The organism is Moritella sp. Urea-trap-13 (genome assembly GCF_002836355.1).
GTDB lineage: Bacteria > Pseudomonadota > Gammaproteobacteria > Enterobacterales > Moritellaceae > Moritella.
Genome location: NZ_PJCA01000031.1, coordinates 672,102 through 697,090 on the forward strand (window position 1 = coordinate 672,102; position 24,989 = coordinate 697,090).

General features: G+C 39.7%; 20 protein-coding genes. 7 read left to right on the forward strand and 13 right to left on the reverse strand.

What is annotated here, in order from left to right; genetic code table 11:
- Window positions 1–43: 43 nt before the first annotated feature.
- The 4 genes from pepN to CXF93_RS11040 form a co-directional block, all read right to left on the reverse strand.
- On the reverse strand, window positions 44–2,656 hold the full coding sequence (gene pepN / locus CXF93_RS11025) for an aminopeptidase N (RefSeq protein ID WP_101062567.1): 2,613 nt from the start codon (window positions 2,654–2,656) through the stop codon (window positions 44–46).
- A 91-nt stretch (window positions 2,657–2,747) separates the two neighbouring features.
- Window positions 2,748–4,748, reverse strand: coding sequence for a carboxy terminal-processing peptidase (gene prc, locus CXF93_RS11030; protein ID WP_101062568.1), 2,001 nt, complete (start codon window positions 4,746–4,748; stop codon window positions 2,748–2,750).
- 113 nt (window positions 4,749–4,861) lie between these two features.
- Window positions 4,862–5,494, reverse strand: coding sequence for an RNA chaperone ProQ (gene proQ / locus CXF93_RS11035; protein WP_101062569.1), 633 nt, complete (start codon window positions 5,492–5,494; stop codon window positions 4,862–4,864).
- A gap of 204 nt (window positions 5,495–5,698) precedes the next feature.
- On the reverse strand, window positions 5,699–6,010 hold the full coding sequence (locus CXF93_RS11040) for a YebG family protein (protein WP_101062570.1): 312 nt from the start codon (window positions 6,008–6,010) through the stop codon (window positions 5,699–5,701).
- Between the two features lie 268 nt (window positions 6,011–6,278).
- Here CXF93_RS11040 and CXF93_RS11045 point away from each other — a divergent pair, with 268 nt between their 5' ends.
- The 7 genes from CXF93_RS11045 to CXF93_RS11075 all read left to right on the forward strand — a co-directional run bounded on the left by CXF93_RS11045 (window position 6,279) and on the right by CXF93_RS11075 (window position 17,425).
- The gene (locus tag CXF93_RS11045; protein ID WP_101062571.1) at window positions 6,279–6,887 is read left to right on the forward strand and encodes a paraquat-inducible protein A; all 609 of its coding nucleotides are present in this window, start codon (window positions 6,279–6,281) and stop codon (window positions 6,885–6,887) included.
- A complete protein-coding gene (locus CXF93_RS11050) occupies window positions 6,874–7,497 on the forward strand; it encodes a paraquat-inducible protein A (protein WP_101062572.1) in 624 nt (207 codons plus the stop codon). Before CXF93_RS11045 ends, CXF93_RS11050 begins: the two co-directional genes overlap by 14 nt.
- Window positions 7,484–10,204 (forward strand): PqiB family protein, encoded by a 2,721-nt coding sequence (locus tag CXF93_RS11055; RefSeq protein ID WP_101062573.1) that lies wholly within the window; start codon window positions 7,484–7,486, stop codon window positions 10,202–10,204. Before CXF93_RS11050 ends, CXF93_RS11055 begins: the two co-directional genes overlap by 14 nt.
- A gap of 93 nt (window positions 10,205–10,297) precedes the next feature.
- Window positions 10,298–11,758 carry a 16S rRNA (cytosine(1407)-C(5))-methyltransferase RsmF gene (gene rsmF, locus CXF93_RS11060; protein ID WP_101062574.1) on the forward strand — a complete coding sequence of 487 codons (1,461 nt, stop codon included), beginning with the start codon at window positions 10,298–10,300 and terminating at the stop codon, window positions 11,756–11,758.
- Window positions 11,759–12,074: 316 nt separating this feature from the next.
- Entirely contained in the window at window positions 12,075–12,719 is a 645-nt protein-coding gene (locus CXF93_RS11065) for a DUF2760 domain-containing protein (RefSeq protein ID WP_101062575.1), read from the forward strand.
- The gene (locus CXF93_RS11070; RefSeq protein ID WP_198551646.1) at window positions 12,716–14,545 is read left to right on the forward strand and encodes an Hsp70 family protein; all 1,830 of its coding nucleotides are present in this window, start codon (window positions 12,716–12,718) and stop codon (window positions 14,543–14,545) included. The genes CXF93_RS11065 and CXF93_RS11070 overlap by 4 nt, the downstream gene beginning before the upstream one ends.
- Before the next feature lie 69 nt (window positions 14,546–14,614).
- Complete coding sequence (locus CXF93_RS11075) at window positions 14,615–17,425, forward strand: Hsp70 family protein (RefSeq protein ID WP_101062576.1); 2,811 nt, start codon at window positions 14,615–14,617, stop codon at window positions 17,423–17,425.
- Window positions 17,426–17,483: 58 nt separating this feature from the next.
- On the opposite strand, the gene CXF93_RS11080 is transcribed toward CXF93_RS11075, so the two are convergent.
- The 9 genes from CXF93_RS11080 to fabD all read right to left on the reverse strand — a co-directional run bounded on the left by CXF93_RS11080 (window position 17,484) and on the right by fabD (window position 24,954).
- Entirely contained in the window at window positions 17,484–17,735 is a 252-nt protein-coding gene (locus CXF93_RS11080; protein WP_101062577.1) for a DUF2960 domain-containing protein, read from the reverse strand.
- 215 nt (window positions 17,736–17,950) lie between these two features.
- Window positions 17,951–18,724: a TatD family hydrolase gene (locus CXF93_RS11085; RefSeq protein ID WP_101062578.1), complete on the reverse strand. Its 774-nt coding sequence runs from the start codon at window positions 18,722–18,724 to the stop codon at window positions 17,951–17,953.
- Between the two features lies 1 nt (window position 18,725).
- A complete protein-coding gene (holB, locus tag CXF93_RS11090; protein WP_101062579.1) occupies window positions 18,726–19,697 on the reverse strand; it encodes a DNA polymerase III subunit delta' in 972 nt (323 codons plus the stop codon).
- 4 nt (window positions 19,698–19,701) lie between these two features.
- Complete coding sequence (gene tmk / locus CXF93_RS11095) at window positions 19,702–20,346, reverse strand: dTMP kinase (RefSeq protein ID WP_101062580.1); 645 nt, start codon at window positions 20,344–20,346, stop codon at window positions 19,702–19,704.
- A 16-nt stretch (window positions 20,347–20,362) separates the two neighbouring features.
- A complete protein-coding gene (gene mltG, locus CXF93_RS11100) occupies window positions 20,363–21,361 on the reverse strand; it encodes an endolytic transglycosylase MltG (protein WP_101062581.1) in 999 nt (332 codons plus the stop codon).
- A 177-nt stretch (window positions 21,362–21,538) separates the two neighbouring features.
- Window positions 21,539–22,783 (reverse strand): beta-ketoacyl-ACP synthase II, encoded by a 1,245-nt coding sequence (fabF, locus tag CXF93_RS11105; RefSeq protein WP_101062582.1) that lies wholly within the window; start codon window positions 22,781–22,783, stop codon window positions 21,539–21,541.
- 118 nt (window positions 22,784–22,901) lie between these two features.
- Window positions 22,902–23,138: an acyl carrier protein gene (gene acpP / locus CXF93_RS11110; protein WP_067049274.1), complete on the reverse strand. Its 237-nt coding sequence runs from the start codon at window positions 23,136–23,138 to the stop codon at window positions 22,902–22,904.
- A 141-nt stretch (window positions 23,139–23,279) separates the two neighbouring features.
- Window positions 23,280–24,014, reverse strand: coding sequence for a 3-oxoacyl-ACP reductase FabG (gene fabG, locus CXF93_RS11115; RefSeq protein ID WP_101062583.1), 735 nt, complete (start codon window positions 24,012–24,014; stop codon window positions 23,280–23,282).
- A gap of 16 nt (window positions 24,015–24,030) precedes the next feature.
- On the reverse strand, window positions 24,031–24,954 hold the full coding sequence (fabD, locus tag CXF93_RS11120) for an ACP S-malonyltransferase (protein WP_101062584.1): 924 nt from the start codon (window positions 24,952–24,954) through the stop codon (window positions 24,031–24,033).
- Window positions 24,955–24,989: the final 35 nt, after the last annotated feature.

The window sequence follows — 24,989 nt, forward strand, 5'->3', positions numbered from 1 at the left end:
CAAGCGTTTAACTAAATGTTAAATTTGTTATTTTGAAGTGCGATTACGCTAAAGCACGATCAATCTTTTCAAACAAATCGGCTGCTAAAGCATCAATATTACTTAATATAATCAATTGTGCTTTCATTAAGCCTTGGCGAACGGGATCAAATTTCTTAAATTCAATAAGCGGTGTGATTAATCGCGAAGCAACTTGCGGGTTACTGCTGTTTAACTGACATAGAATATCCGTTAAGAAAACATAACCACTGCCGTCAATCGCATGGAAGGCTTTGGTATTGAGTGCAGAAAAACTACCTATTAATGAACGTGTTCTATTCGGATTAACTAAAGAAAAACTGTCATGGTTCAGGGTTTCTTTAACTACAGCTAGACAATTTTCACTCGGGCTAAGACCAATTTGCACAAACCATTTGTCCATCACTAAACCGTCATGCGACCAAGTCGATTCAAATGCAGACATCATCGTTTTAAGGCAAGGTAACTGCGCTTTATTTGCCGCACTGATTGCCCCCATGGTATCAGTCATATTATCTGACTGCTCGAATTGCGCCAATACCAACTCATTAACATCAGTTACATTCTCTAACGCGATATATTCTAGGCATACATTCTTTAATGAACGCATGGCGATATGATCGTGCTCTACTTGGTATTTTCGTTGTGGCATAGCAGCATAAATAGCCGCACATGTCGTCGCAACATTAGCCGCAATCTGCGCCTTAATAAAACCGGTAACAGTTAACAATGCATCAACATTCACTTCAGTAAACAAGCCCATTAAGCTATTCGTTGATGGGAACTGTAGCATCTCTGCTTTTAACGCAGGATCAAGCTGATCATTGGCAACTAAGTCACGGAATGCCTGGCCAAATACAGCCGGTAACTCAAGCGCCTGCTTATCACCAAGACGGGCAACATTTTCAACCACGTGTTTATTAATTAATAACTGCGAAGCATCCCAACGGGCAAAATCATTCGTTGCATAGACCATCAGCATCGCAAGTTGCTCATTGGTATAAGCATAATTAAGCTTAACCGGTGCAGAAAATTCTCTGAATAAACTCGGTACGGGTGCTGACGTTACATTGTCAAATACAAAGTCTTGTTGTTTTTCAGTCAGGTTCAACACATGGTGAACAGGTTTTCCCGCATAGGTTAACGCGATATTATTACCCTGCTCGTCAAGTAATTCAATATCAACTGGGATATGTAATACCTGCTTAACTTTTTGATCCGCTGTACTTGGTGTATGCTGCTGGATTGATAAAGTATACGTTTGAGTTTCGGCATTGTAATGATCAGTAACGGTTACTTGTGGTGTACCTGATTGTGAATACCAATGCTTAAACAAGGTAAGATCAACACCTGAGGCATCTTGCATTGATGCAACAAAATCATCGCAGGTAACAGCTTGACCATCATGACGCTTAAAGTATAAATCCATACCAGCACGGAAATTAGCTTCACCTAATAACGTGTGGATCATACGGATAACTTCAGCACCTTTATTATAAACCGTCGCGGTATAGAAGTTATTCATTTCGATAACAGAAGCCGGACGGATTGGGTGCGCCATTGGACCAGCATCTTCAGGAAATTGCGCAGAACGTAACACTTTCACGTTTTGAATACGATTCACGGCACGCGAACCAAGATCAGAGCTGAATTCTTGATCGCGGAATACCGTTAGACCTTCTTTCAAACTTAACTGGAACCAATCGCGACAAGTAATTCGATTACCTGTCCAATTATGGAAATATTCATGACCAATAACCGCTTCAATGCCGAGATAATCAACATCTGTCGCACTAGCCGCATCCGCTAATACGTATTTAGAATTGAATACATTTAGGCCTTTATTTTCCATTGCGCCCATATTGAAGAAATCAACAGCCACTATCATGTAAACATCAAGATCGTATTCTAAACCGAAACGGTCTTCATCCCACTTCATTGATTTTTTCAGTGATTCAATCGCATGATGTCCACGAGATAAATTACCTTTATCAACAAATAGTTCTAATTTTACATCGCGACCTGACGTCGTAATATACTTATCTCTTAATACATCAAAGTCACCAGCAACAAGTGCAAATAAATAGGCTGGTTTCGGGTATGGGTCACGCCATTGCACCCAGTGACGACCACTCTCGAGTTCGCCACTATCGACACAGTTACCGTTAGATAAAAGATATGGAAAAGCCGCTTTATCAGCTGTGATCTTGGTACTAAAAACAGCAAGTACATCCGGGCGGTCAAGATAATAGGTAATTTTTCGGAAACCTTCAGATTCACATTGCGTACAGAAAGCGTCGGCTGATTTATATAACCCTTCTAAACTGGTATTTTCCAGTGGGTTTACTTCTGTCTCAATGATCAGTACACATTCAGACGGTAAATCAGAAATGATAAGCTGATTATCTTTCACCAAGTAATTATCAATTGGATGACCATCAATAGATACTGCTAGCAAGGTAAGATCAACGCCATCTAAGATAAGCGGATCGTTATGGCTACCACTACGGCGAACTTTATTGATAGCAACTACTTTAGTTTTGCTATCATCAAGATCAAAGTCGAGATCGATATTATCAATGAAATAATTTGGGGCTGTGTAGTCTTTTAAATGCTTAGCATTAGGCTTAACGGTCATTTATAATCCTAATCTATCGACGGATAGAGACGTAAAATAAAGAAAAAAAAGTGCAGCATCCTGCTGCACTTGAGGTAGAAATAGAAGTGGTTTAGCTTGATTTACTTAAGTCAATCGCAATATTCGCGGCTTCTAATAGGAAGGCATCGTCAAACTCAAAGTCCTCAGGTTTATCATCAAATGATTTTACCTCTGGTAATTCCTTACGAACTAAGCGTTCATTTAAACGTTTCAAACGAAGTACTTCGTTTTCTTCACGCTCTTTAATACGCACAGACTCTTTTAAAGAAATTGTTTTACTATCAAGTTCCTGTTTATATTTAATAATATCTTCTTGGATATAACTAAATTCAGGATTAATTGCAACGCGCTTGTTATGACCTTCCGTTAGCGAACTAACACTTGCTTGTAAAGCCAGTGATTGTTGATAACTTGCTTTACGGATCTGATCCCAATCTAACGCATTATCTTCAATTGACTCACCCGTATCTTCTGGTTTTACAGCAGACGGAAAAGCAATGTCTGGTAATACACCATGTAGTTGGGTACTGCCACCATTAATGCGGTAGAATTTTGAAATAGTATATTGTACGCTGCCAATTGGCTTGTCATAGAGGTCATACAAACGCGCGAGTGTTCTGTGCTGTTGCACAGTACCTTTACCAAATGTTTGTTCACCAACGACTAATGCACGACCATAATCTTGTAATGCGGCAGCAAAAATCTCTGATGCCGACGCACTATAACGGTTAACTAATACCACAAGCGGGCCGTCGTAGTAAGTTTTGCCATCACGGTCTTCAAGTACATTCACTTTATTGCGAGCATCACGCACTTGCACTGTCGGGCCAGAATCAAAAAAGATACCTGAAAGTAGGTTTGCTTCTTTTAGTGCACCGCCACCATTATCGCGTAAGTCGACAATAATAGAGCTAACCTTGTCTTCTTTTAACTTGGTTAATTCAGTCAGTACATTTTTAGTTAAACCATCGTAGAAGCTTGGGATCTCGATAACACCAACCTTCTCACCGTCAACATCGATAACTTTCGATTTTGCTGCGCGATCTTCTAAACGTACTTTGTCACGAATGATTTCGACAATTTTGTGCTTTTCACTTGCACCTTCGCCGCGTACGATTTCAAGACGAACTTTAGTACCTTTAGGGCCTTTAATTTTGTCCACGACGTCATCTAAGCGCCAGCCTACAATATCAACGATGGTCTTGTCATCTTGGGCAACACCAACGATTTTATCTTCAGCTTTTAATTGTTTGGTTGAATCAGCAGGTCCACCAGAAACTAACGAACGAATAACGGTATAATCATCAATCGTTTGTAATACCGCGCCAATACCTTCCAGTGACAGGTTCATTTCTGTTTTGAAACGGTCGGCGTTACGTGGGGATAAATAAGAAGTGTGTGGCTCAATACTACGTGCATACGAGTTCATCAATGTTTGGAAAACATCTTCACTTTGTGTCTGTTTCAAACGTTTGATAGCAGTATCGTAACGCTTATGCAGTAATTTCTTTATCTCAGGCCAGTCTTTACCGGTTAATTTTAAATTAAGTGCTTCATACTTAACTTTTTGACGCCATAACTCATCCAGTTGTGCTGTCGTTTTCGCCCACTCTGATTCAGATGTGTCGAAATAGTACTCGTCATCGGCGTCGAATTTAATTTCAGTGTCAAGCAAGGTTAATGCATAGGCAAAGCGTTCATAACGACGTTGTAAACCGACAGTATAAATATCATAAGCAGGTGCAAGACGGCCTTGACGAAAATCATTCTTAAATGAAAGCGCGTATTTATTAAAGCTATCTATATCACTCTGTAAGAAAATTGTGCGATAGGCATCAAGGTGTTTTAAATAACGATCGAAAACTTCAACAGCAAAAGTGTCATCAAAATCGACTGATTTATAGTGAGAGCGTGTGAATAGGTTTACGAGACGTTTACTTGCTTCAGAATGCTGAGCTTCTTGCTTTAATGTGGGGAGTTCTTGAATTGAAATAGCAGGTTCAAATGCATATGCATGTGTGGCTAATAGTACCGAAGCACTGATAAAAGTTCTTTTTAAAACTTTTTTCATTAAAAATCCTTTTGAGAATAAGTAACGCTAAATTAATAATAGTCAAGTATCAGCTAATTTTCATATATTTAACTGACACTCGACTACTAAAAATTCAGAACACTCTTATTGCTTTATACAAAAAGGTGCTCTCTTTTTACTTTTAGAGAAAGTCCTGATAGTAATTGAACTTGAACACCATCTTTAGATACTTCAACGATAGTTGCTTGTACCGGTGCTTTACCAATTACAACTTTGACAGCTTGGCCTGATTTAAGTTCCGCTTCATTTACTGGGCGTTCAACTTTAATTGTAGGTTTTGAATCTACTTTAGGTGCAGATTTTTTCACTACTTTTTTAGGTGCTCTTTTAACAGCAGGCTTGTCCTTTTCAGCTTTAGCCTTCTGTTCTGCATTTTTCTTATTACGTTCAGCGAAGAATTTAGTTTTGCTTTCTTCAAGTGTTTTTTGTGCATGCTCGATATGCTCTGCATCTAAAACACCTGCTTCGTTGCCATCTAAGTCAACTCGTACAGCATCTTTTTTAGCGCCGTGAAGGTAACGCCAGCTTGCAGTATACTGACGAAGTGCCGTACGTAACAATGTTTTACTAACTTTAGAGTCTTCTTTTAGACGCTCAGCCAGATCTTGAAAAATGCCAATTTTTAGCGGTTTAGCTTCGCCTTTTGCAGTGAAACATTTTGGGAATATTTCTACCAAATAAGCGATAACTTCTTTGCTATTTTTTAGCTTTTCAATGTTTTCCATGAATGACCTTAAATTACTTCTAATTGTTCAGATATAACAAAACGTAATCTTGTTATATCGCATGTATAAAATTTATCGCTATTATAGAGCGATTGCAATTAAATGCTATCTTTAATCCGCCGTCATAACCCAAAAAGGTGTTAAAAAATAACTATTCCGGCGATTTTTTATGCTTTCACAAACAATAATTAACCGTTTGAAAGATTAAGCGGCTTCTTTTTCTGCCGTGGTTTTTGACGCCTTTTTAGCTTTAGGTGCCTTTTGTTCTTTCTCTTCTGGCTCTTTTAACTTACCGCCTTTTAAAATGTGCTGTAACGATGTGCTATTTTGTGCCAGGTATAATGCTAACTCTTCCGTAAGGCGATCATCGATTTCAAGAGATGATGTACTGATAAAGTCGGTAAGACCTTCGGCAACATCTAACATCTTGTCATATGCATCAGCTTCTTTTTTACTTGTAGACGTCATTTTTTCCACACCATTTCGTTCAACTACATACTTTACTATTACGGCCATGAACCAATCCCCTAAATACACTGTATATTATGACAGTGTATTTAGTATTCGTTATTAATTCAAGTCACTACTCATAAATATGCTTGATTCTGCCCCGTAAAACAGAATTATCATATTGTTTATATAATCATGAGGCATAAATCTGTGATAATGTTGATATTTACAATAAAACAATGCTATTAATGAACGCATTATGAAACGTGCTACATTTAATGAATAATATAGAGCATATCTACAAACATAAATAATGAGTAATTAGCGGGGCTGAATGTCAAATATTAACGTGTGTAAAAAATGCGACCTTATTGTCGAACACGTACCTATAGCAAAAAATAGACATGCACACTGCCCACGCTGTAATACTTTACTCTATAAAAACAATGATTTTTCTATTAGTAGTATATTGGCACTTTCAATAACAGGCCTCATACTTGTTGTTATCGCCAATCTATTCCCCATGTTTACCATCACCATGTTAGGTGTCGAAGAATCTGCAACACTGATTCAAGGTGCTTGGGCATTATTTGAAAAAAAGTTTTATTTCGTTGGCCTATTGGTTATTTTTTGTAGCTTCATAGCGCCCTTTCTATTTTTATCTTGCCTCGCTCAAGCTTGCTTATTATTGCTGACCAAACGTAATACACCGCAACTTATCCTATTACTCAAGCTCGTTAAATTTTTTACCGAATGGAGTATGTTAGAAGTTTACCTCGTTAGCTTTTTAATCGCGGTGTTTAAACTTTCAGACATTGCAGATATCGAATTACAATTTGGTTTACTCAGTTTTGTTTCTCTGATGTTCGTCTCTAGCCTTATCATGTATAGGTTAAATCTTGAAATCTTCTGGCAAAAAATGGAAAAAAATGCAAAACGCTAAAGAAAATCAGATAGCCCAGTGCCATGAGTGTAATCTACTCATCAGCGTTAAAGAGGATACTAAACGCCAACGTTGTCCTCGTTGCTTTACCCAAGTCCATTTTCGTATTCCGAGTAGTATCCAAAAAACATGGGCTTACTTGCTTGCCGCGGCATTCATGATGATACCGGCAAACTTCTTACCTATAAGCACATTAACAAGCACAGGCAAGGCGACGCCGGACACTATTATGTCAGGTACCATCGCCCTTGCAAAAAGTAACGATCTGGGCATAGCGATCATTATTTTTGTTGCTTCTATTCTAGTCCCTTTATTTAAAATAATAGGGCTAATACTTATTTTGTTATCCGTTCAAAATAAGATATTTATTCCCCCAAAACGGAAGTTATTATTATTTAATGCAATTCATTGGATCGGTAAATGGTCCATTATGGATTTGTTTGTTATATCGATTATGGTCGCGGTGATCAACCGAGGTAATTTACTCTCAGTTGATCCTGGATATGGAGCAACTTGCTTTGGTTTGGTTGTTGTATTAACAATCTTAGCTGCTGAAAGTTTTGATACACGTTTAATTTGGGATTTAAACCATAAAAATGAAAGAAAATAACGAACCAGAAATGCCTGAAAATTGTAATGCCCCTGAACCGGTATTACATAAACCGAATGTGATGTCGCCTATCTGGCTATTACCGATTGTCGCAATCTTGCTTGGGCTCTACCTCATGTATCAAAGCATTGCCCAAGCCGGTATTGAATTTCGTATTCATTTTTCCAATGCCAACGGTATTGTTGAAGGAAAAACCCTGATCAAGTATCAAGGTTTGGTCGTCGGTAAGGTGAAAAAAATTGCCTTAGATGACGATCTTAAAAGTGTCTATGTCACAGCAGAAGTCGACAGTAAAGCAGAACCAATATTACGTGAAAACACGCAGTTTTGGTTAGTCGCGCCGAAAGCATCAATTGCTGGAATTTCTGGTCTTGATGCACTGGTTACGGGTAATTATATCGACTTAGCACCCGGCGATGGCGAATACAGTATTGAGTTTGATGCGGTACAAACCGCGCCGAATAACTTACCCGATGATCAAGGTTTGATCGTACGGTTAACAGCAGATAAACTCGCTTCCGTTCGCCCTGGCTCAGAGATTTTTTATAAAAAGATCCCCGTTGGTCAAGTGCACAGTTTTAAACTAGATAAAGAAACAGACAATATATTAATTGAAGCCGTAATCAATCAACAATATAGCTATCTAGTCAAAGACAACTCACGTTTTTGGAATGCCAGTGGTATCAATGCCGAGTTTGGTTTTGATGGTGTCAAAATCGAAACAGAGAGCCTTACAGCTATTATCAGTGGTGCATTGGCATTTGATTCACCCGCTGACGGTATTCAAGTACAAGATAACCAAGCCTATACACTTTATAGCAGTATCAGCGATGCTGAGCGCGCGGTGCAGATTGAATTTAATTTAAGTAACTCCAATGACATTAAAATTGGTAACAACATCTACTTAAACGGTCAACAGGTCGGTGAAGTAACCCATGTCATCACCCAATCTATTGAGCCTGACACACAACAAACAACGGCAAAAGCATTTGCCGACGTTGACCCTGACGTTGTTGAGTTATTACGTACAGGCACCCAATTCTGGGTTGAAAAAGCGACACTCTCTGTTTCTGAGACTAAAAATGTGGCTAATCTTGTCACCGGTAATTACATTCTCTTCACTCCCGGTCAAGGTGAACCACAAACAACATTTGATTTAGTATCGAACGTCGATGATCTTATTCCACACCAGCAGATTGCTATTTCGGCTAATGATGCAAACGGGTTAGCAGTAGGCAATAAAATCTATTACAAAAACTACCCAGTTGGTCACATCAGCCGCGTGACGTTTAATACTAAAACCAACCGCATCGATTTAAACGTTAACATCTACCAAGATTATGCCCATTTACTTAAACGCTCGACACGTTTTATTAATATCAGTGGAGTGTCTGTAGATGCAAGTGTATCTGGTCTTAATATCAAGTCATCACCGATTGCGGCATTGATCAGTGGTGGTATCGAACTGGTTAATGACAAGGTATTTAAATCAAAAAGTCGTCATCAGCAATATCAACTCTACCCTTCTCTGGCGCTGGCAAAATTAGGCAGTAATGCGTTTAAAACCAATAAGACCATTACCCTCTTGAGTAAACCTAGTCACGTCATTGCCAATGGTGCGCCGGTTTATTACCGTAAACTCGCCGTTGGTTCAGTAGCAGATTTCCGTTTGGCGGCTGACAATGAGCATATTATTATCACCTTAGATATTTTTAGTCAGTATGCACACTTAATTAACAGTAACAGTGTATTTTGGGATGTATCCGGTATTGATATCTCTGGTAGCTTGAGTAATTTAAAAGTACGAACCGAATCATTACTGACTATTGCCGCAGGTGGTATTAACTTCGATAATATAAAACCTGTGAATAACAACAAAGTTAGCTTAGCTAAATCTAAAGCCAGCCATTATAAATTATTCCGTAGCTTTGCCGCCGCAACTGATAACCGCCCAACAGTAACATTAACCTTTACCTCAGGGACTGACATTCATGTCGGTACCGAGATTAAGCACAAGGGTATTAAGGTTGGTGAGATTAGCGCTATCAAACTCAAAGTAGCACAAGGTTATATCGAAGCAACGGCGAAATTAGAAACTGATTATGCAGAATACTTCGTGCAACAAGGTAGTCAGTACTGGTTAGAAAGGATTGAAGTGGGTCTAGACGGCATTAAAAACGCTAACACTCTACTTTCAGGTGCTTATATCAATGTAACGAAAGGCCAAGGCAACAAAGTCAATCGCTTTAAAGTCCTAAACGGGGCACCTGAAATCGCCGCTGAGAATGTAGGTTTGTCCGTCACTGTCATTAGCCAGCGGTTAATGGGCTTAACTGCCGGAACACCGGTCTATTTCCGTCAGCTCGAAGTCGGCTCAGTCACCCATTCAGAGTTATCACCGCAAAGTGATACAGTACTGATCACACTTAACATCGAGCCTAAGTTCCAGCACTTAGTACGTAATAATAGCCAGTTTTGGGCTGTATCTGGATTTAATGTTGATATCGGTCTAACCGGCGCAACACTAAAAGCTGAATCATTAAAAACGATTTTAGCTGGTGGTATTGCGTTTGCAACACCGCAGTCAAGTAGCCACTCAACGAACAGCAGCCAATTAGCCGCACCCTTTACGCAATTCAATTTAGCCCAAGAAGTTAATCCTGACTGGCTTAAATGGAATACTAAGATAGATAAACCAGCGAAGTAAACCGTCCACCCCAGCTACTTCACCAATCCCAACCTTGAAGTAGCTGGGGTATATGATAAAATGCTCCTTTAATTTTTCAATTGAGCTTATAAAGTGCATTCCAATATAAAACTGCCTGAAGATTACCTCACATTAATGGGTAACATTATCCCCGAACATCTATCTATGGATGACTTTATTGCTTGTTGTAAAACACCATTAAAAACCAGTGTTCGTGTTAATACACTGAAAATCTCTGTTGAAGAATTTCAACAGTTAGCGAAAACAAAACAGTGGTTATTAACCCCTATCCCTTGGTGTTTAGAAGGGTTTTGGTTAGAACAAGAAAACACTGAGACTAAATTAGGTAATAGCTGGGAACACATCGCGGGCTTATTCTACATTCAAGAAGCAAGCTCGATGTTACCTGTTACTGCCTTGTTCAAAGCACAAGTAACAGATGTTGCAGCGCAATATGACACGATTCTTGATTGCGCATCAGCACCAGGTTCGAAGACCAGCCAAATTGCCGCATTATGTCATAACAACAACTTCATCGTTGCTAATGAGCTGTCATCAAGCCGTTTGAAAGTCCTCAGTGCGAATATTCAGCGTTGCGGCATTAAAAACATCGCTCTTAGCCACTATGACGCCAATGTATTTGGCACTTGGTTACCTGAAATGTTTGATGCGGTATTACTTGATGCGCCCTGTTCTGGTGAAGGCGCGATCCGCAAAGACGACAAAGCCATGCTTAATTGGTCGTTAAAAAGTATTAATGACATTGCCGACATTCAGAAAGAGTTAATTGACAGCGCATTTAAAGCATTAAAACCCGGTGGCACGTTAATCTATTCGACCTGCACATTAAACACGACTGAAAACCAAGCCGTTTGTCAGCATTTACTCGACCTTTATCCAGACCATGCCGAAGTTATTCCGCTAAACGATTTATTCCCAACTGCGAATGATAGTCTAACCGCGGAAGGTTTCTTACACGTTTGGCCACAGATTTATGATAGTGAAGGTTTCTTTGTTGCTAAGTTCACTAAAAAAGAATCGCAGGGTTTACGTCCAATTAAAAAGAAAAAACGTTTAATCTTTCCATTCAGCCCTGTTAGCCGTGACGAAAATGACGCCATTCGTGATTATTTCCGTGATGCATTTAGCTTTGAATTTGAAAGTGGCGTGTTCTATCATCGTGATAGTGAGATCTGGTTGTTCCCGAAAGAGTTCCCTGCTTTCATTGGCAAATTTAAATTCGATCGTATCGGTATCAAAATAGCGGAGAAATTCAAGAAAGGCTTCCGAGCGCAACATGAATGGGCGCGTACTTTTGGTCATCAATGCGATAAAAACACGGTATCACTGAACATTGAACAAGCAAAACAGTACATCATGGGTCGTGATATTAGCTTCTCTGATATCGAGATTGATGATCTAGATGCGCTACAAGGTGAGCTTGTTGTACTGCTTGAAGGCAGTGTGCTGGGTTTAGGTAAACGCGTAAATCAACGTTTAAAAAATAACTACCCACGTGATCTAGTGCGTGATAACAACTTATTTACCGACTAAGTGCGCACAATAATATAACGCGAATTTGATATACGTAAATAATTTACTATATTTAATATTACAGCGTTACCAATTTCCCTAAGCTCATTACATGGATTTGTAATGGGCTTTTTTTTATTTATTTTAAAAAACCACTAAGCTTAAAAATACGTTTCTAATTATTCCCGCTAAAATGGCTATTCTTTGTTCCTAAGTACGAATCATTTGTTCCTAACTACAGGCTAAATAAGCTAAAAAATCACATTATACGCCGTAGCATTAATAACTATGGTAAAATCGCCGATAATATTAATTTATACAAACTTGAGTAAAATATATGGACTTCGACCTTACAAATATCTCTGAACTACCGACTGGCCCTGATGCAGCGCATATTGCATTATTCGCTCTTACCCTCATTCTGCTATTAATTACACTCGTTAGAGGTGGTAAAAAAACAATTGAAATAGAAAAGATTGTTGAAAAAGAAGTAGAAGTTAAAGTGGAGGTTGAAAAAATTGTAGAGGTGATCAAACACGTCGACGTTGAGAAAATCGTTGAAGTGGAAAAGATTGTCGAAATCAAAGCACCATTACAAGAAGCTAGTCCTGCAGCCGCTTGTCAGCTTTTATCTTTATTACAAAATGAAGCGCGTTTCGTCGACTTTATCCAAGAAGACCTAACCGGCGCTACTGATGAACAAATCGGCGCCGCGGCACGTATTATTCATACTGGTAGCAAAAAAGTAATCAATGAATACTTTAGCTTCACAGCAATCCGTAGTGAAGAAGAAGAAAGCCAAGTGATCGTTGCTGAAGGCTTTAATCCATCAGAAGTTAAGCTAATTGGTAACGTATTAGGCTCAGCGCCTTACCGTGGTATCTTAGTACACGCGGGCTGGAAAATAACTAACGTTAACCTACCTAAACTAGCACAAGGCCACAACGCCAATATCGTTGCTGCAGCAGAGGTGGAACTATGAGCGACATAACTATGAGCGAAATAGCGGTAAAATACAGTATTGGTATCGATTTAGGTACTACACACTGCGTATTATCATATATCGATTTAGAGCAAGAAGGTGATCAAGTAGCCAAGCAACTATTTGCAATCCCGCAGCTATCGGCACCCGGTTCTGTCACTGAGAAATATCAACTGCCTTCTTTTGTCTATCAAGCACACGAAGATGAGATCAGTAAAGATCAAACGCCATTACCTTGGAATAGCGAGAATACTGCGCTTGTTGGTGATGTGGCACGTAACCTTGGCCTTAAAACGCCTATCCGTTTAGTTTCTAGTGCTAAAAGCTGGTTAAGCCATGCCACAGTAAGTCCACATGATGCGATCTTACCTTTCTCAAGCCCTGATGAAGTTGAAAAAATCTCACCCGTCACAGCAACGAGTCAGTATTTAAGCCACTTAGCTGAAGCTTGGAACTATGCACACCCAGATGCACCAATCTCAGAACAAGATGTAACAATCACCATCCCAGCATCGTTTGACCCTGCAGCACGTAACTTAACGGCTCAAGCGGCGCAAGATTTAAACCTTAAGCATTTAAATCTACTTGAAGAACCACAAGCGGCAGTATATAGCTGGTTACAAGCCTGTGGTGATGAATGGCGTGACCAAGTTAATGTAGGTGATACCATCCTTGTGGTAGACATAGGTGGTGGTACAACCGATTTATCATTAATTTCTGTTGAAGAATTAGAAGGTAATTTGACATTGTCACGCGTTGCAGTAGGTGAGCATATCCTACTTGGCGGTGACAATATGGATCTTGCGCTTGCGTATCGTCTAAAAATGAAATTAATGCAAGAAGGTAAGCAATTACAACCTTGGCAAATTCAAGCCATCACCCATGCATGTCGTGATGCCAAAGAACAACTGTTATCAGACAGTGACGTTGATTCAATGCCAATTGTTATTCCAAGTCGTGGGTCTAAGTTGATTGCAGGCACAATGCAAACAGAGCTAACGCGCGATGAAGTTAAACAAATTATTTTAGATGGTTTCTTCCCTGCGACTGCAGTGACCGAGATGCCACAACAAAATACCCGTACTGCATTAACACAGATTGGCTTGCCGTATGCCCAAGATGCTGCGATCACTAAACACATCGCCCATTTCTTGAATAAACAGCACGATGCTATCGCGTCGGATGCCGGTGACTTCATTAAACCAACAGCGGTATTGTTTAATGGCGGCGTGTTTAAGTCTGATGCTATCAGTGCTAAGTTAATCGGGATTATTAACGACTGGTTGATTGAAGCTGACGTTGAGCAAGAAGCAAAACTACTAACAGGTATTGATCTAGACCTTGCTGTTGCTAATGGTGCTTGTTATCACGGTTATGCGAAACAAGGTAAAGGCGTACGAATTAAAGGCGGCCTCGCTAGTGCATACTATGTCGGTGTTGAGAGCTCAATGCCAGCAATTCCAGGATTTGAAGCGCCACTGGAAGCTGTCTGTATCGCCCCATTTGGTCTTGAAGAAGGCACTAACTTCAACGTATCAACGCATCTATTTGGTTTAGTTGTTGGTCAACCGGTTAAATTCAAATTCTTCGGTTCAACAGTACGCCGTGAAGACGTTGTTGGTACCCATCTTGATTTCTGGCAACCAGATGATCTTGAACAACTACCAGACATCGAAGTGACGCTTGACTCTGCTAACCGTAATAGTGGTGATGTTGTGCCAGTATCACTGTCTGTCACTGTGACTGAAGTAGGTACACTGAAAGTTGAAGCTATTGCAAATGATAGTGATGAAACTTGGGAAATTGAACTAACTGTTCGCCAATAAATATTAAATTTATGAATATGTACTTAACTCAGGGCACTTAGCCCTGAGTTTTATTATATGGAGTTTTTAATGCCCTCACCTGTTTCCAAAACAGCGCAATATGTAATTGGCATCGATCTTGGCACCACCCACAGTGTTCTTTCTTACAAAAGTATCGATGATTATCAATCTAGTGCGTCTGTATTTCTCGTTGACCAATTAATTGGTCCTGGCGAAGTTTCAAGAAAACCCATGCTCCCTTCATTCCGCTATCACTTTAATGACTATGAAATCGCCCCAACAGATTGTGTGTTACCTTGGCAGTCAACGCGATTTGATGGTGAAATCAATAATGTCATTGTCGGCCAATGGGCGAGAGATTTAGGTACTAAAACCAAAGGGCGCTTAGTATCGAGTGCCAAAAGTTGGTTATCCCACCCAAGTATCGATGCCCAAGCTGCAATTTTACCTTGGGCGGTTGAAGATAATATTGAAAAAGTATCGCCTGTTATTGCCAGTGCCAGTTACCTTGCTCATTTTCAGGCAGCTTGGAATTATCACAATCCCGAGCACTTACTTGCCGATCAGAACATTACCCTCACAGTACCAGCCTCATTTAACGACACAGCTCGCGCTTTAACACTCGCTGCTGCAGATCTTGTTGGCTTAACTAAGGTCACCTTATTAGAAGAGCCACAAGCTGTTTGTTACGATTGGTATCACCGTAATAAACAAGCTAAAACTGATTTGATCGAACAAGATAAAACCATGCTTGTTTGTGATATAGGTGGCGGTACAACAGATTTAAGCTTAATCGAAATGTCATTAGAACACGGGGAATTAAATTTAAACCGTGTCGCTGTTGGTGACCACTTAATGCTCGGTGGTGATAACATCGATTTAGCGTTAGCGCATGTTGTTGAATCAAGAATATCACCTGATCAGCGTTTACAATCTGCGGCATTAGGCCAGTTGATCCAGCAAACGCGCCAAGCTAAAGAACTGTTTTTATCAGAACAACCGCCAAGTACCACATCAATTACATTACTTGGTCGTGGTTCAAAACTGATAGCTCAATCGAAAAAGTGTGAACTGACAAAAAATGAAGTTATCGACATGGTGTTTAATGGTTTCTTACCAAACAGCAGCTTTAACCAATTACCAACACACAGAAAAAATGCGGTTGTAGAATTTGGTTTACCTTATACGTCAGATCCCGCTATTTCAAAACACATTGCTGAATTCATTCATACTTATTACGATGTAGACGCAACAGACGATTACGACCCTGCTGTCGTCCCAGCGGCAATACTTGTTAATGGTGGCATTTTTAATAGCCAACAAGTAAAACTGCAAATCGAAAAAGTATTGTCCGGTTGGAAGCAACAAAAAGTTCAGATGCTGCACAATGGTAATCCTGATCTGTCCGTTGCTTATGGCGCCGTTGAATTTGGCTTTGCTAAGCTGGGTAAGCAAAAAAAAATTGGCGGTGGTAGTCCACGTAACTACTTCATTGAAATAACAGATCGCTCAGGAAAATCGCAATCTATTTGTCTATTACCTAAAGGCACAGAAGAAGAACAAGTTATCAATCTAGATAGCCGTTTATTCTCGTTAACGATCGGTGAACCAATTCGGTTTAATCTTGCAACCACCAGTCATGAAAGTAATTTCAAACCCGGTGACATTATTGAAACCGAATTTGCAACAGAGCTTAAAGGTAAAACCCCGTTACCACCTTTTGTGGTAACCATCCCTGAACATAAAGACCATAAACGTTTTGAGTCTGTTTACCTGTCTTGCAAGCTAAGCAGTATTGGTACCTTACAGTTAGAATGTGTGAGCGAAACCAACAGTAAACAACGTTGGGCATTAGAGTTCTCTGTGCGTCCAAGTTTAGCAAAAAAACAATCTAATGATGACAGCAAGAATATCAATGATATTAAACAGCGCCACCCTAACCTACCCGATGCAATTCAATTAATTGAAGCTGTATATGGAGCGAGTAGTAAAAAGAGTGATCCTAAATTAGTTAAATCACTGCGTAACGATCTGGATAAACGCCTGGGCAAACGTGATACTTGGGATACTGATTTATTACGAGAGCTTGCAGCGCCTTGTTTACAATTTGCTAAAAACCGTCGTCGCACCGAACAGCATGAACGTAATTGGTTAAAACTAACCAGCTTCCTGCTTCGTCCTGGTTTTGGTTACCCTGCTGATGATTGGCGTATTGAACAAATTTGGCCGCTATTTAAATCGGCGATCCAATACAATAAATCAACACAGTCATGGAGTGATTGGTGGAACCTATGGCGCCGTATCGCTGGTGGCCTGAATGAACAGCAACAGATCGAAATATACGAAACAATTTCAATCTATTTTGTTGAAGACAGTAATAAAAACGCTAAAATTATCAATCAAGCTAAACTACGCAGTTATGATGATATTATCCGACTTGCAGCGTCACTAGAGCACATTCCAGTGGCACTGAAAGTTGAATTTGGTGAATACTTATTGGCTAAATTAAACAAACCACAAAACCAGCAATTACATTGGTGGGCATTAGGCCGTATCGCATCTCGCGTGGCTTTTTATGGTAGCCAGCATAATGTTATTCCACGTCATATCGTTGAAACATGGCTGAATACGTTACTTGACGCTAATTGGCAGAAAGAACCGCACGTTGCCTTTGCAGCCGTCATGATCGCGAGAAAGACCGGTGACAGAGAAATGGACGTGCAAGATAAGGTAAGGGAGGCTGTGATAGCAAAATTAACACAGAATAAATTATCGGGATCTTGGGTAGAATTAGTACGGGAAGTACAAACGTCTGATGAAACGGTAATGAAGCGTATCTTTGGTGACAGCTTACCGACAGGTTTAACCTTACTGTCGTAATCGGTACTCATACTTAAATAATAGGTGGTCTTCGTTGACCACCTATTATTGAGTTTAACTAGTCTTCAATACCGTCTTTAATAAACCAAACGTTAGTAAAACCTAATTGAGTAAAATGATTTTTACGGAACTCTCTTACTGATTTAGTACCTTTCGATACATCTTCAACTTGTTTTTCCATCATCATATATTGCGTTAAGTCGATGCCTTCTTCTGCAGCTACCGCTTCATAGATATGGTGAAACTGTCGGTATGAAAATGGAATTTTCTTATCTTCTTTTTTATAAGTATAAGTAACTAGGTGGGCCAAAATGCCTCCAAATAATAATTGAATTCGATAGCTCGTTAAACGAGTATCGAGATAGTGCTGTTGTTTATCGAACTTGTACTGTTAATTTATCGACGTGTCGTATTAAATTATCAAGCAGATCCATAAATTTGAGAAGATAATAACACACTCCACTCTTTCGTCAAAAGTAGAGTGTGTTCGTCAAAAGCGAGTGTGATATCAATATCTAGTCGACATTACTTTTTAGCGTTAAACAGCTTAAAGTAATTGTCCGTTGTTGTTGCCGCAAGCTCAGCAAAGGTCACGCCGCGTAGATCTGCAACAAACTCGGCGACAGCGCGCACATAAGCCGGTTGGTTTTCTTTTCCACGATACGGCACAGGTGCTAAGTAAGGTGAATCAGTTTCAACTAACAATCTATCAGCTGGAATGGTTTTAACCACGGCTTGCAAGTCTTTTGCTGATTTGAACGTCACAATACCAGATATTGAAATATAGAAGCCCATTTCCAATACAGCAGCAGCCATTGCATCAGATTCAGTAAAACAATGGATCACACCACCAATTTTTTCTGCGCCTTCTTCCTTTAAGATACGGATCGTATCGTCAACTGCACCACGCGTATGAATAATTAGTGGTTTTTTTAGCTCGATAGCCACTTGAATATGATTTCGAAATGACGCTTGCTGGATATCTTTATTTTCAGGTGAATAGAAATAATCTAAACCTGTTTCACCAATCGCCACAACTTTTTCATTACGTGCTAGCGCCAATAACTCTGATTTTTGGTATTCATCTTCAAGATTTAGCGGATGAACACCACATGACGCATGAATATTATCAAAGTCAGCAATCAACTCAATCATGGTTTTAAAGCGCGCTAATGTCACAGACACACTTAATAAATGTGACACGCCGCGCTCTGTTGCTTTGTTAACAACGTCAGTAAGATCGGTATGAATGGTATCGTAATTTAGACCATCTAAATGGCAATGAGAATCTACTAGCATATTAATTTATGAATCTTTTAAGTTTAATTAAAAAGGACAGTACTAAGGTTTCAGCGGTTAAATTATTATTCTGCATTAATAACTGACGAAGCTCTGTTAATTCTGATTGTAGTTGAGTAATTTTATCTGGTGATAATTGCGTTGAAAAATGTGTTAACCATTCAAGCTGATCGGTATTAACAATATAATCAATGCCTACCCCTCGAGCCACTTTTTGTAAATCAAGTAAGATAAATTGTAACCAAGATAACTTTTCTAAAGTACGGTCCGAAATGATCTCACATAATCGTGTGATAGCAGCTGGCTGCTGTGTTAACAGCGTAATATTAGCAAATATCTCTTTACGTAAATCGTCATCACCGTTATTTAAATAACTTAATGTGTGTAAGGGTGCGCCATGATTAATACGGATAGCCGTCAGTGTTGGACTTTCTATCGGAAACTGTTGCTGTAACCACGCAAGCGACTCCTGTTCGGGAGGTGCAGGTAGGTGCATCTTCTGACAGCGGCTATAAATAGTTGGCAGTACCTGAGATTTATTCTCCGCAAGCAAAATGATATAACTACCGTCACTCGGCTCTTCTAATGTTTTCAGTAAAGCGTTAGCAGATGCTAAATTAAAACTTTCAGCGTGCTCAATAATCACCACTTTATTACCACCCAGTTGTGAATATTCATTCAACTTCTGACTGATCTGTCTTATTTGATCAACACCGATAATTTTACCGGGTTCAGTTGCAACCAGATAGTAATCGGGGTGCACACTTGTTTCAAATAATTGGCAAGGATGACATTGATGACAAGGTTCCCAACCGATGGGTTCTTTGCATAGTAATGTCTGCGCAAGTGTCTGTGCATAAGATAATTTGCCCATGCCGCTCGCACTGGTAATAAACAAAGCATGATGCAAACGACCTGCTGTCATTTGTATTTGCTGTTTTTCCCAATGCGGTAATAACCAAGGATATAGCATCTAATCAATCTACATTTTTGTTATGACAATCAACATTAGCAGTTAATACATCACGAATTTGTAATTGCACATTATCAATATTCTGACCGGCATCAACACTATAGATACTGTCATCTGCGGCAGCAAGCTCTTGATATTTAGCACCAATACGCTGGAAGAAAGACAGCTGTTCTAATTCAATGCGATCTAACTCACCGCGTACTTTTGCACGCTCTAAACCAACAGCAGGATCGATATCTAATAATAACGTCAAATCAGGCTTAAAATCACCTATAGCAACATGACGTAAAGTGTTCAGTACATCAATATCGAAACCGCGGCCACCACCTTGATAAGCAATAGAGGAAAGGTCATGGCGATCGCCAACAACCCACTGACCTTTAGCTAATGCTGGCTTAATGACATTTTCAACTAGTTGAGCGCGAGCGGCATACATCAACATTAACTCTGCTGATTCAGTCAAGGGTTCTTCGCTATCAACGTCTTTAACAATAGCACGCATCTTCTCGGCTAATTTTGTGCCGCCAGGTTCACGCGTGGTGATCACATCAGTGATGCCCTGCTCTGCAAGCCAATGAATCACAGTACTAACTGCGGTACTTTTACCAGCGCCTTCAAGGCCTTCGATTACTAAAAATTTTGCTTGCACAATAACTCTCTTCAATTTATTTCTTTAAAATGTACTTACGAACGGCACGATTGTGTTCTTTCAAATTCTTTGAAAAATAGTGGCCGCCATCGCCACTGGCAACAAAATACAAATAACTTGTCTTTGCTGGATGTAAAGCCGCATCAATCGATGTTTTACCGACCATAGCGATTGGCGTTGGCGGTAACCCTCTAATAACATAGGTGTTGTAATCTGTTTTTTGGCGTAAATCTTTACGACGAATATTACCGTTGTAGTCATCACCCATTCCATAAATAACCGTTGGATCTGTTTGTAAACGCATTCTTTTATTCAGACGATTGATAAATACTGAGCCTACAGTTGTTCTTTCACTTTCTAAGCCCGTCTCTTTTTCGATGATAGAGGCAAGGATCAATGCTTCATAAGGGCTTTTAAGCGGTAATTTTTTGTCTCTTGTTTCCCACACTTCATTTAAATAGGCTTGGAGTTTTTTATGTGACTGAAGATACAGCGCAGAAACTAACGTACCTTCAGGATAAAAATAGGTCTCAGGCAGCATCAAACCTTCAAGCTTAGGATTATCTATATTTAATAACTGTGCAATCTCTTGTTCAGATAAATCGGCAGTATCATCAATGACGCCTGAAGCATTTGATAATTGCTTACGCCATTCTTTGAATGTGGAGCCTTCAATGAAAGTGATTTTGTGTTGGAATTCATCGCCAGAGACAAGATGTTCGAATAATGTTTTAAAATCCCAACCAGCAGCTACTTTGTAAGAACCAAGTTTGATATTAGTTATAGACGGATGCTGTTTAAAGAATAAACGCAAAAACACTTTTGATTCAACATCCTGCTTTACAAGCATCGTATTGGCAATTGATTGTGCAGTATCACCGGAAGCAACAGTTAAAATATGTTCCGTTTGAACGCGTTCAACTGACACAAAAGATTGATAGCGTGAGTAGAAAAGTACGCATGCAATTAATAGGATGGTAAACAGTAAGGAAATAGCAGTAATTATCTTTTTCATAGCTCGATGCGTAAATGAAATCCAGCGCACATTTTACACCAATGAAAAATTGTTTGATACATGCAAGGCGGCTTTAATCGCCTTGCATGTGAATATCAAATAACCAAAAACACTTATTTATTATATTTGTTATTACAAAATGAGTAATTAAGCATCTCACGTTAGGTCTTTGATATATTAGTCCGCTTTTTTGAATAGCAGAGAACCGTTCGTGCCACCAAAACCAAATGAATTGGATAACGCGTATTCCATAGTGACAGGACGAGCACCGTCAGTCACATAGTCAAGATCACAACCTTCACTTGGATTCTCCAAGTTAATTGTAGGTGGTAATATTTGGTCTTTTAATGCCAGGATTGTGAAAATCGCTTCAATAGCACCAGCAGCACCTAACAGATGACCTGTCATTGATTTTGTTGAACTAACAGCAAGTTTATAAGCATGCTCACCAAACACAGATTTAACGGCAGCAGTTTCAGCTTTATCGCCAGCAGGTGTTGATGTGCCATGGGCATTTACATAACCAACTTGATCAGCAGTAATACCTGCATCAGCAATAGCATTATTCATTGATAAAGCGGCACCGGCACCGTCTTCAGGTGGAGACGTCATGTGAAATGCATCGCCACTCATACCAAAACCCACTAATTCAGCATAAATAGTCGCGCCACGAGCAACGGCCTGCTCATACTCTTCCATCACTAATATACCTGCGCCATCGCCAAGTACAAAACCGTCACGATCTTTATCCCAAGGTCGACTTGCTTTCTGTGGTTCATCATTTCGAGTAGAGAGCGCTTTCGCAGAACCAAAACCAGCCATGCCCATCTCAGTAGATGCTTTTTCAGCACCACCGGCGACCATAACATCAGCATCGCCGTATGCAATCATACGTGCTGATTGACCAATACAATGCGTACCAGAGGTACATGCCGTAGCAATAGCAATGTTAGGACCTTTAAGATTATTTCGAATAGAAACGTGACCAGCGACCATATTAACAATTGTTGATGGTACGAAGAATGGGCTAACTTTACGCGCGCCACCTTTAGCGAAACTTTGTACGTTTTGTTCTATGAGTCCAAGTCCACCGATACCAGAACCAATTGCAGTACCAATTCGGGTTGCATTAAGATCGGTAATGACAAGACCTGAGTCTGCCAGTGCTTGTTCTGCAGCTGCAATACCGTATTGAATAAATAAATCCATTTTACGGCAATCTTTACGGTTAATACCGACAGCTTCAGCATCGAAATCATTTACTAGACCAGCAAACTTTGTCGAAAAATTAGTGGTATCAAAGTGCTCAATATTTTCAATGCCGCTGATACCAGATTTAATCGCTTCCCATGATGCTGCAACAGTGTTGCCAACCGGTGAAACAATTCCTAATCCTGTAATTACAACTCTTCTATTAGCCACACTCGTTCTCCAAATAGGCAAAAAAAAAGCGGTCTTGCGACCGCTTTTATATATTTATAAAGTTATTGTGAAACAACTTTATTTTGATAATCTCTCATTGAGAAACTAATCAGCCGAATTATTCAGCGCTAGAAACAACGAAGTCGATTGCAGCTTGAACAGTAGTGATTTTCTCTGCTTCATCATCTGGGATATCAGTATCGAATTCTTCTTCTAGAGCCATTACAAGTTCAACTGTATCTAGAGAATCAGCACCTAGGTCATCAACGAAAGAAGCTTCGTTTTTAACTTCTTCTTCTTTAACACCAAGTTGTTCAATAATGATTTTTTTTACGCGTTCTTCGAAGTTACTCATTTTTACTTTCCTTTAAAAAAATATAAAGCTTTTGATTAGTAGTTTATTGATTACTTATAAACTTGCAACCCTTAACTCGGTGGTCAAACCACGATTGGTGAAAAAGATCGCAAATTTACAAACAAAATCAAATATAAATGGCTATGCCATGTACATTCCGCCATTTACATGGATAGTTTCACCCGTGATATAGCTTGCACCATCAGATGCTAAAAATCCAACAGTTTCAGCTATCTCTGTAGTACTACCAAGACGACTGGTTGGTACTTGAGCTAATATTGTTTGTTTTTGTGCTTCGGTTAATTCAGCTGTCATATCAGTTTCGATAAAACCAGGTGCAACTGCATTAACAGTAATGCCGCGAGACGCAACTTCACTTGCAAGAGACTTAGTAAAACCTAACAATCCTGACTTAGCAGCCGCATAGTTTGCTTGACCGCCATTACCTGTAGTACCAACAACCGAACCGATATTAATGATACGACCAAAACGTTGCTTCATCATGCCACGTAAGCAAGGCTTACATAAACGATATAAAGAGGTCAAGTTAGTATCAATAACATTACACCATTCATCTTCTTTCATACGTAAGAAGAGATTATCGGCTGTAATACCAGCGTTATTCACTAGAATATCAATGTGCCCAACTTGGGTTTTGATTTCAGCATACAATGCATCTACTGAATCTTGATTTGTCACGTTAAGTTCTAAACCAAAACCTGCCTCACCTAAATAAGCACCAATACGTTCAGCACCTTGAGCAGAAGTTGCAGTACCAATGACTTTGGCACCTAACTTTGCAAAATGTTCCGCGATTGCGCGACCAATACCACGGCTTGCACCTGTAATAAGTACTGTCTTACCTGAAAAACTCATTTATTTATTCCTATTGTTATGCAAAATCAGCAATTGTTGCTTGATTATTTACTGCACTACCTTTGATAGTTTTATCAATACGTTTAACAAGGCCTGTTAATACTTTACCTGGGCCAAATTCATATAATTCGCTAATGTCTTCTTGTGCGATTGTTTCAATCACTTCAGTCCAGCGCACTGGCATATAAAGTTGACGAACAAGCGCATCTTTAATGCTTTCTGCATCAGTAGGCGCTGCAACGTCCACATTATTAATGAGTTTGATGACAGGTACATTAAACGTTACTTTTTCTAATGCTAATTTTAATTCATCTGCAGCTGGCTTCATCAATGAGCAATGCGAAGGCACACTTACTGGTAAAGGCATAACACGTCGAGCACCCGCCTCTACACATAATGCAGATGCACGAGCAACTGCAGCTTTATTACCCGCAATCACCACCTGACCAGGTGAATTAAAGTTTACAGCTGAGACAACTTCGTCTTCAGCTGCACTTTTACAAGCCGCAATGATCGCATCGTTATCTAATCCAATAACAGCTGCCATAGCACCAATACCTTGCGGTACCGCTTGCTGCATTAATTGTCCACGCAATTCAACAAGTGCGATAGCATCTTCGAATTTAATTACCCCAGCACATACCAAGGCTGAGTACTCACCTAAGCTATGACCAGCAACCAATGTTGGTTTAAAACTTTCTTTCGCAGCGGCGATTCGCCACAATGCAACAGAGGTAGCCAATAATGCAGGTTGCGTAATATGAGTTTGGCTTAATTCTTCCACTGTTCCATTTTGCACTAAATCCCATAGATCATAACCAAGAATTTCACTTGCTTGGGCAAACGTCTGCTCGACAACTGGATGGTCTGAAGCAAGGTCTGCAAGCATACCGATTGTTTGTGAACCTTGACCTGGGAATACTACTGCATACTTTGACATAAATTACCTATAAAAAATTTAATAAAGATTCATGC

Excerpts from the sequence above, each read along its gene's own strand:
- CXF93_RS11045 (WP_101062571.1), top strand. The coding sequence starts at position 6,279 with ATGTCAAATATTAACGTGTGTAAAAAATGCGACCTTATTGTCGAACAC.
- CXF93_RS11050 (WP_101062572.1), top strand. The coding sequence starts at position 6,874 with ATGCAAAACGCTAAAGAAAATCAGATAGCCCAGTGCCATGAGTGTAAT.
- CXF93_RS11070 (WP_198551646.1), top strand. The coding sequence starts at position 12,716 with ATGAGCGACATAACTATGAGCGAAATAGCGGTAAAATACAGTATTGGT.
- CXF93_RS11065 (WP_101062575.1), top strand. The coding sequence starts at position 12,075 with ATGGACTTCGACCTTACAAATATCTCTGAACTACCGACTGGCCCTGAT.
- CXF93_RS11055 (WP_101062573.1), top strand. The coding sequence starts at position 7,484 with ATGAAAGAAAATAACGAACCAGAAATGCCTGAAAATTGTAATGCCCCT.
- prc (WP_101062568.1), bottom strand. The coding sequence starts at position 4,748 with ATGAAAAAAGTTTTAAAAAGAACTTTTATCAGTGCTTCGGTACTATTA.
- CXF93_RS11075 (WP_101062576.1), top strand. The coding sequence starts at position 14,615 with ATGCCCTCACCTGTTTCCAAAACAGCGCAATATGTAATTGGCATCGAT.
- acpP (WP_067049274.1), bottom strand. The coding sequence starts at position 23,138 with ATGAGTAACTTCGAAGAACGCGTAAAAAAAATCATTATTGAACAACTT.
- CXF93_RS11040 (WP_101062570.1), bottom strand. The coding sequence starts at position 6,010 with ATGGCCGTAATAGTAAAGTATGTAGTTGAACGAAATGGTGTGGAAAAA.
- mltG (WP_101062581.1), bottom strand. The coding sequence starts at position 21,361 with ATGAAAAAGATAATTACTGCTATTTCCTTACTGTTTACCATCCTATTA.
- fabD (WP_101062584.1), bottom strand. The coding sequence starts at position 24,954 with ATGTCAAAGTATGCAGTAGTATTCCCAGGTCAAGGTTCACAAACAATC.
- CXF93_RS11085 (WP_101062578.1), bottom strand. The coding sequence starts at position 18,724 with ATGCTAGTAGATTCTCATTGCCATTTAGATGGTCTAAATTACGATACC.
- fabG (WP_101062583.1), bottom strand. The coding sequence starts at position 24,014 with ATGAGTTTTTCAGGTAAGACAGTACTTATTACAGGTGCAAGCCGTGGT.
- proQ (WP_101062569.1), bottom strand. The coding sequence starts at position 5,494 with ATGGAAAACATTGAAAAGCTAAAAAATAGCAAAGAAGTTATCGCTTAT.
- pepN (WP_101062567.1), bottom strand. The coding sequence starts at position 2,656 with ATGACCGTTAAGCCTAATGCTAAGCATTTAAAAGACTACACAGCCCCA.
- holB (WP_101062579.1), bottom strand. The coding sequence starts at position 19,697 with ATGCTATATCCTTGGTTATTACCGCATTGGGAAAAACAGCAAATACAA.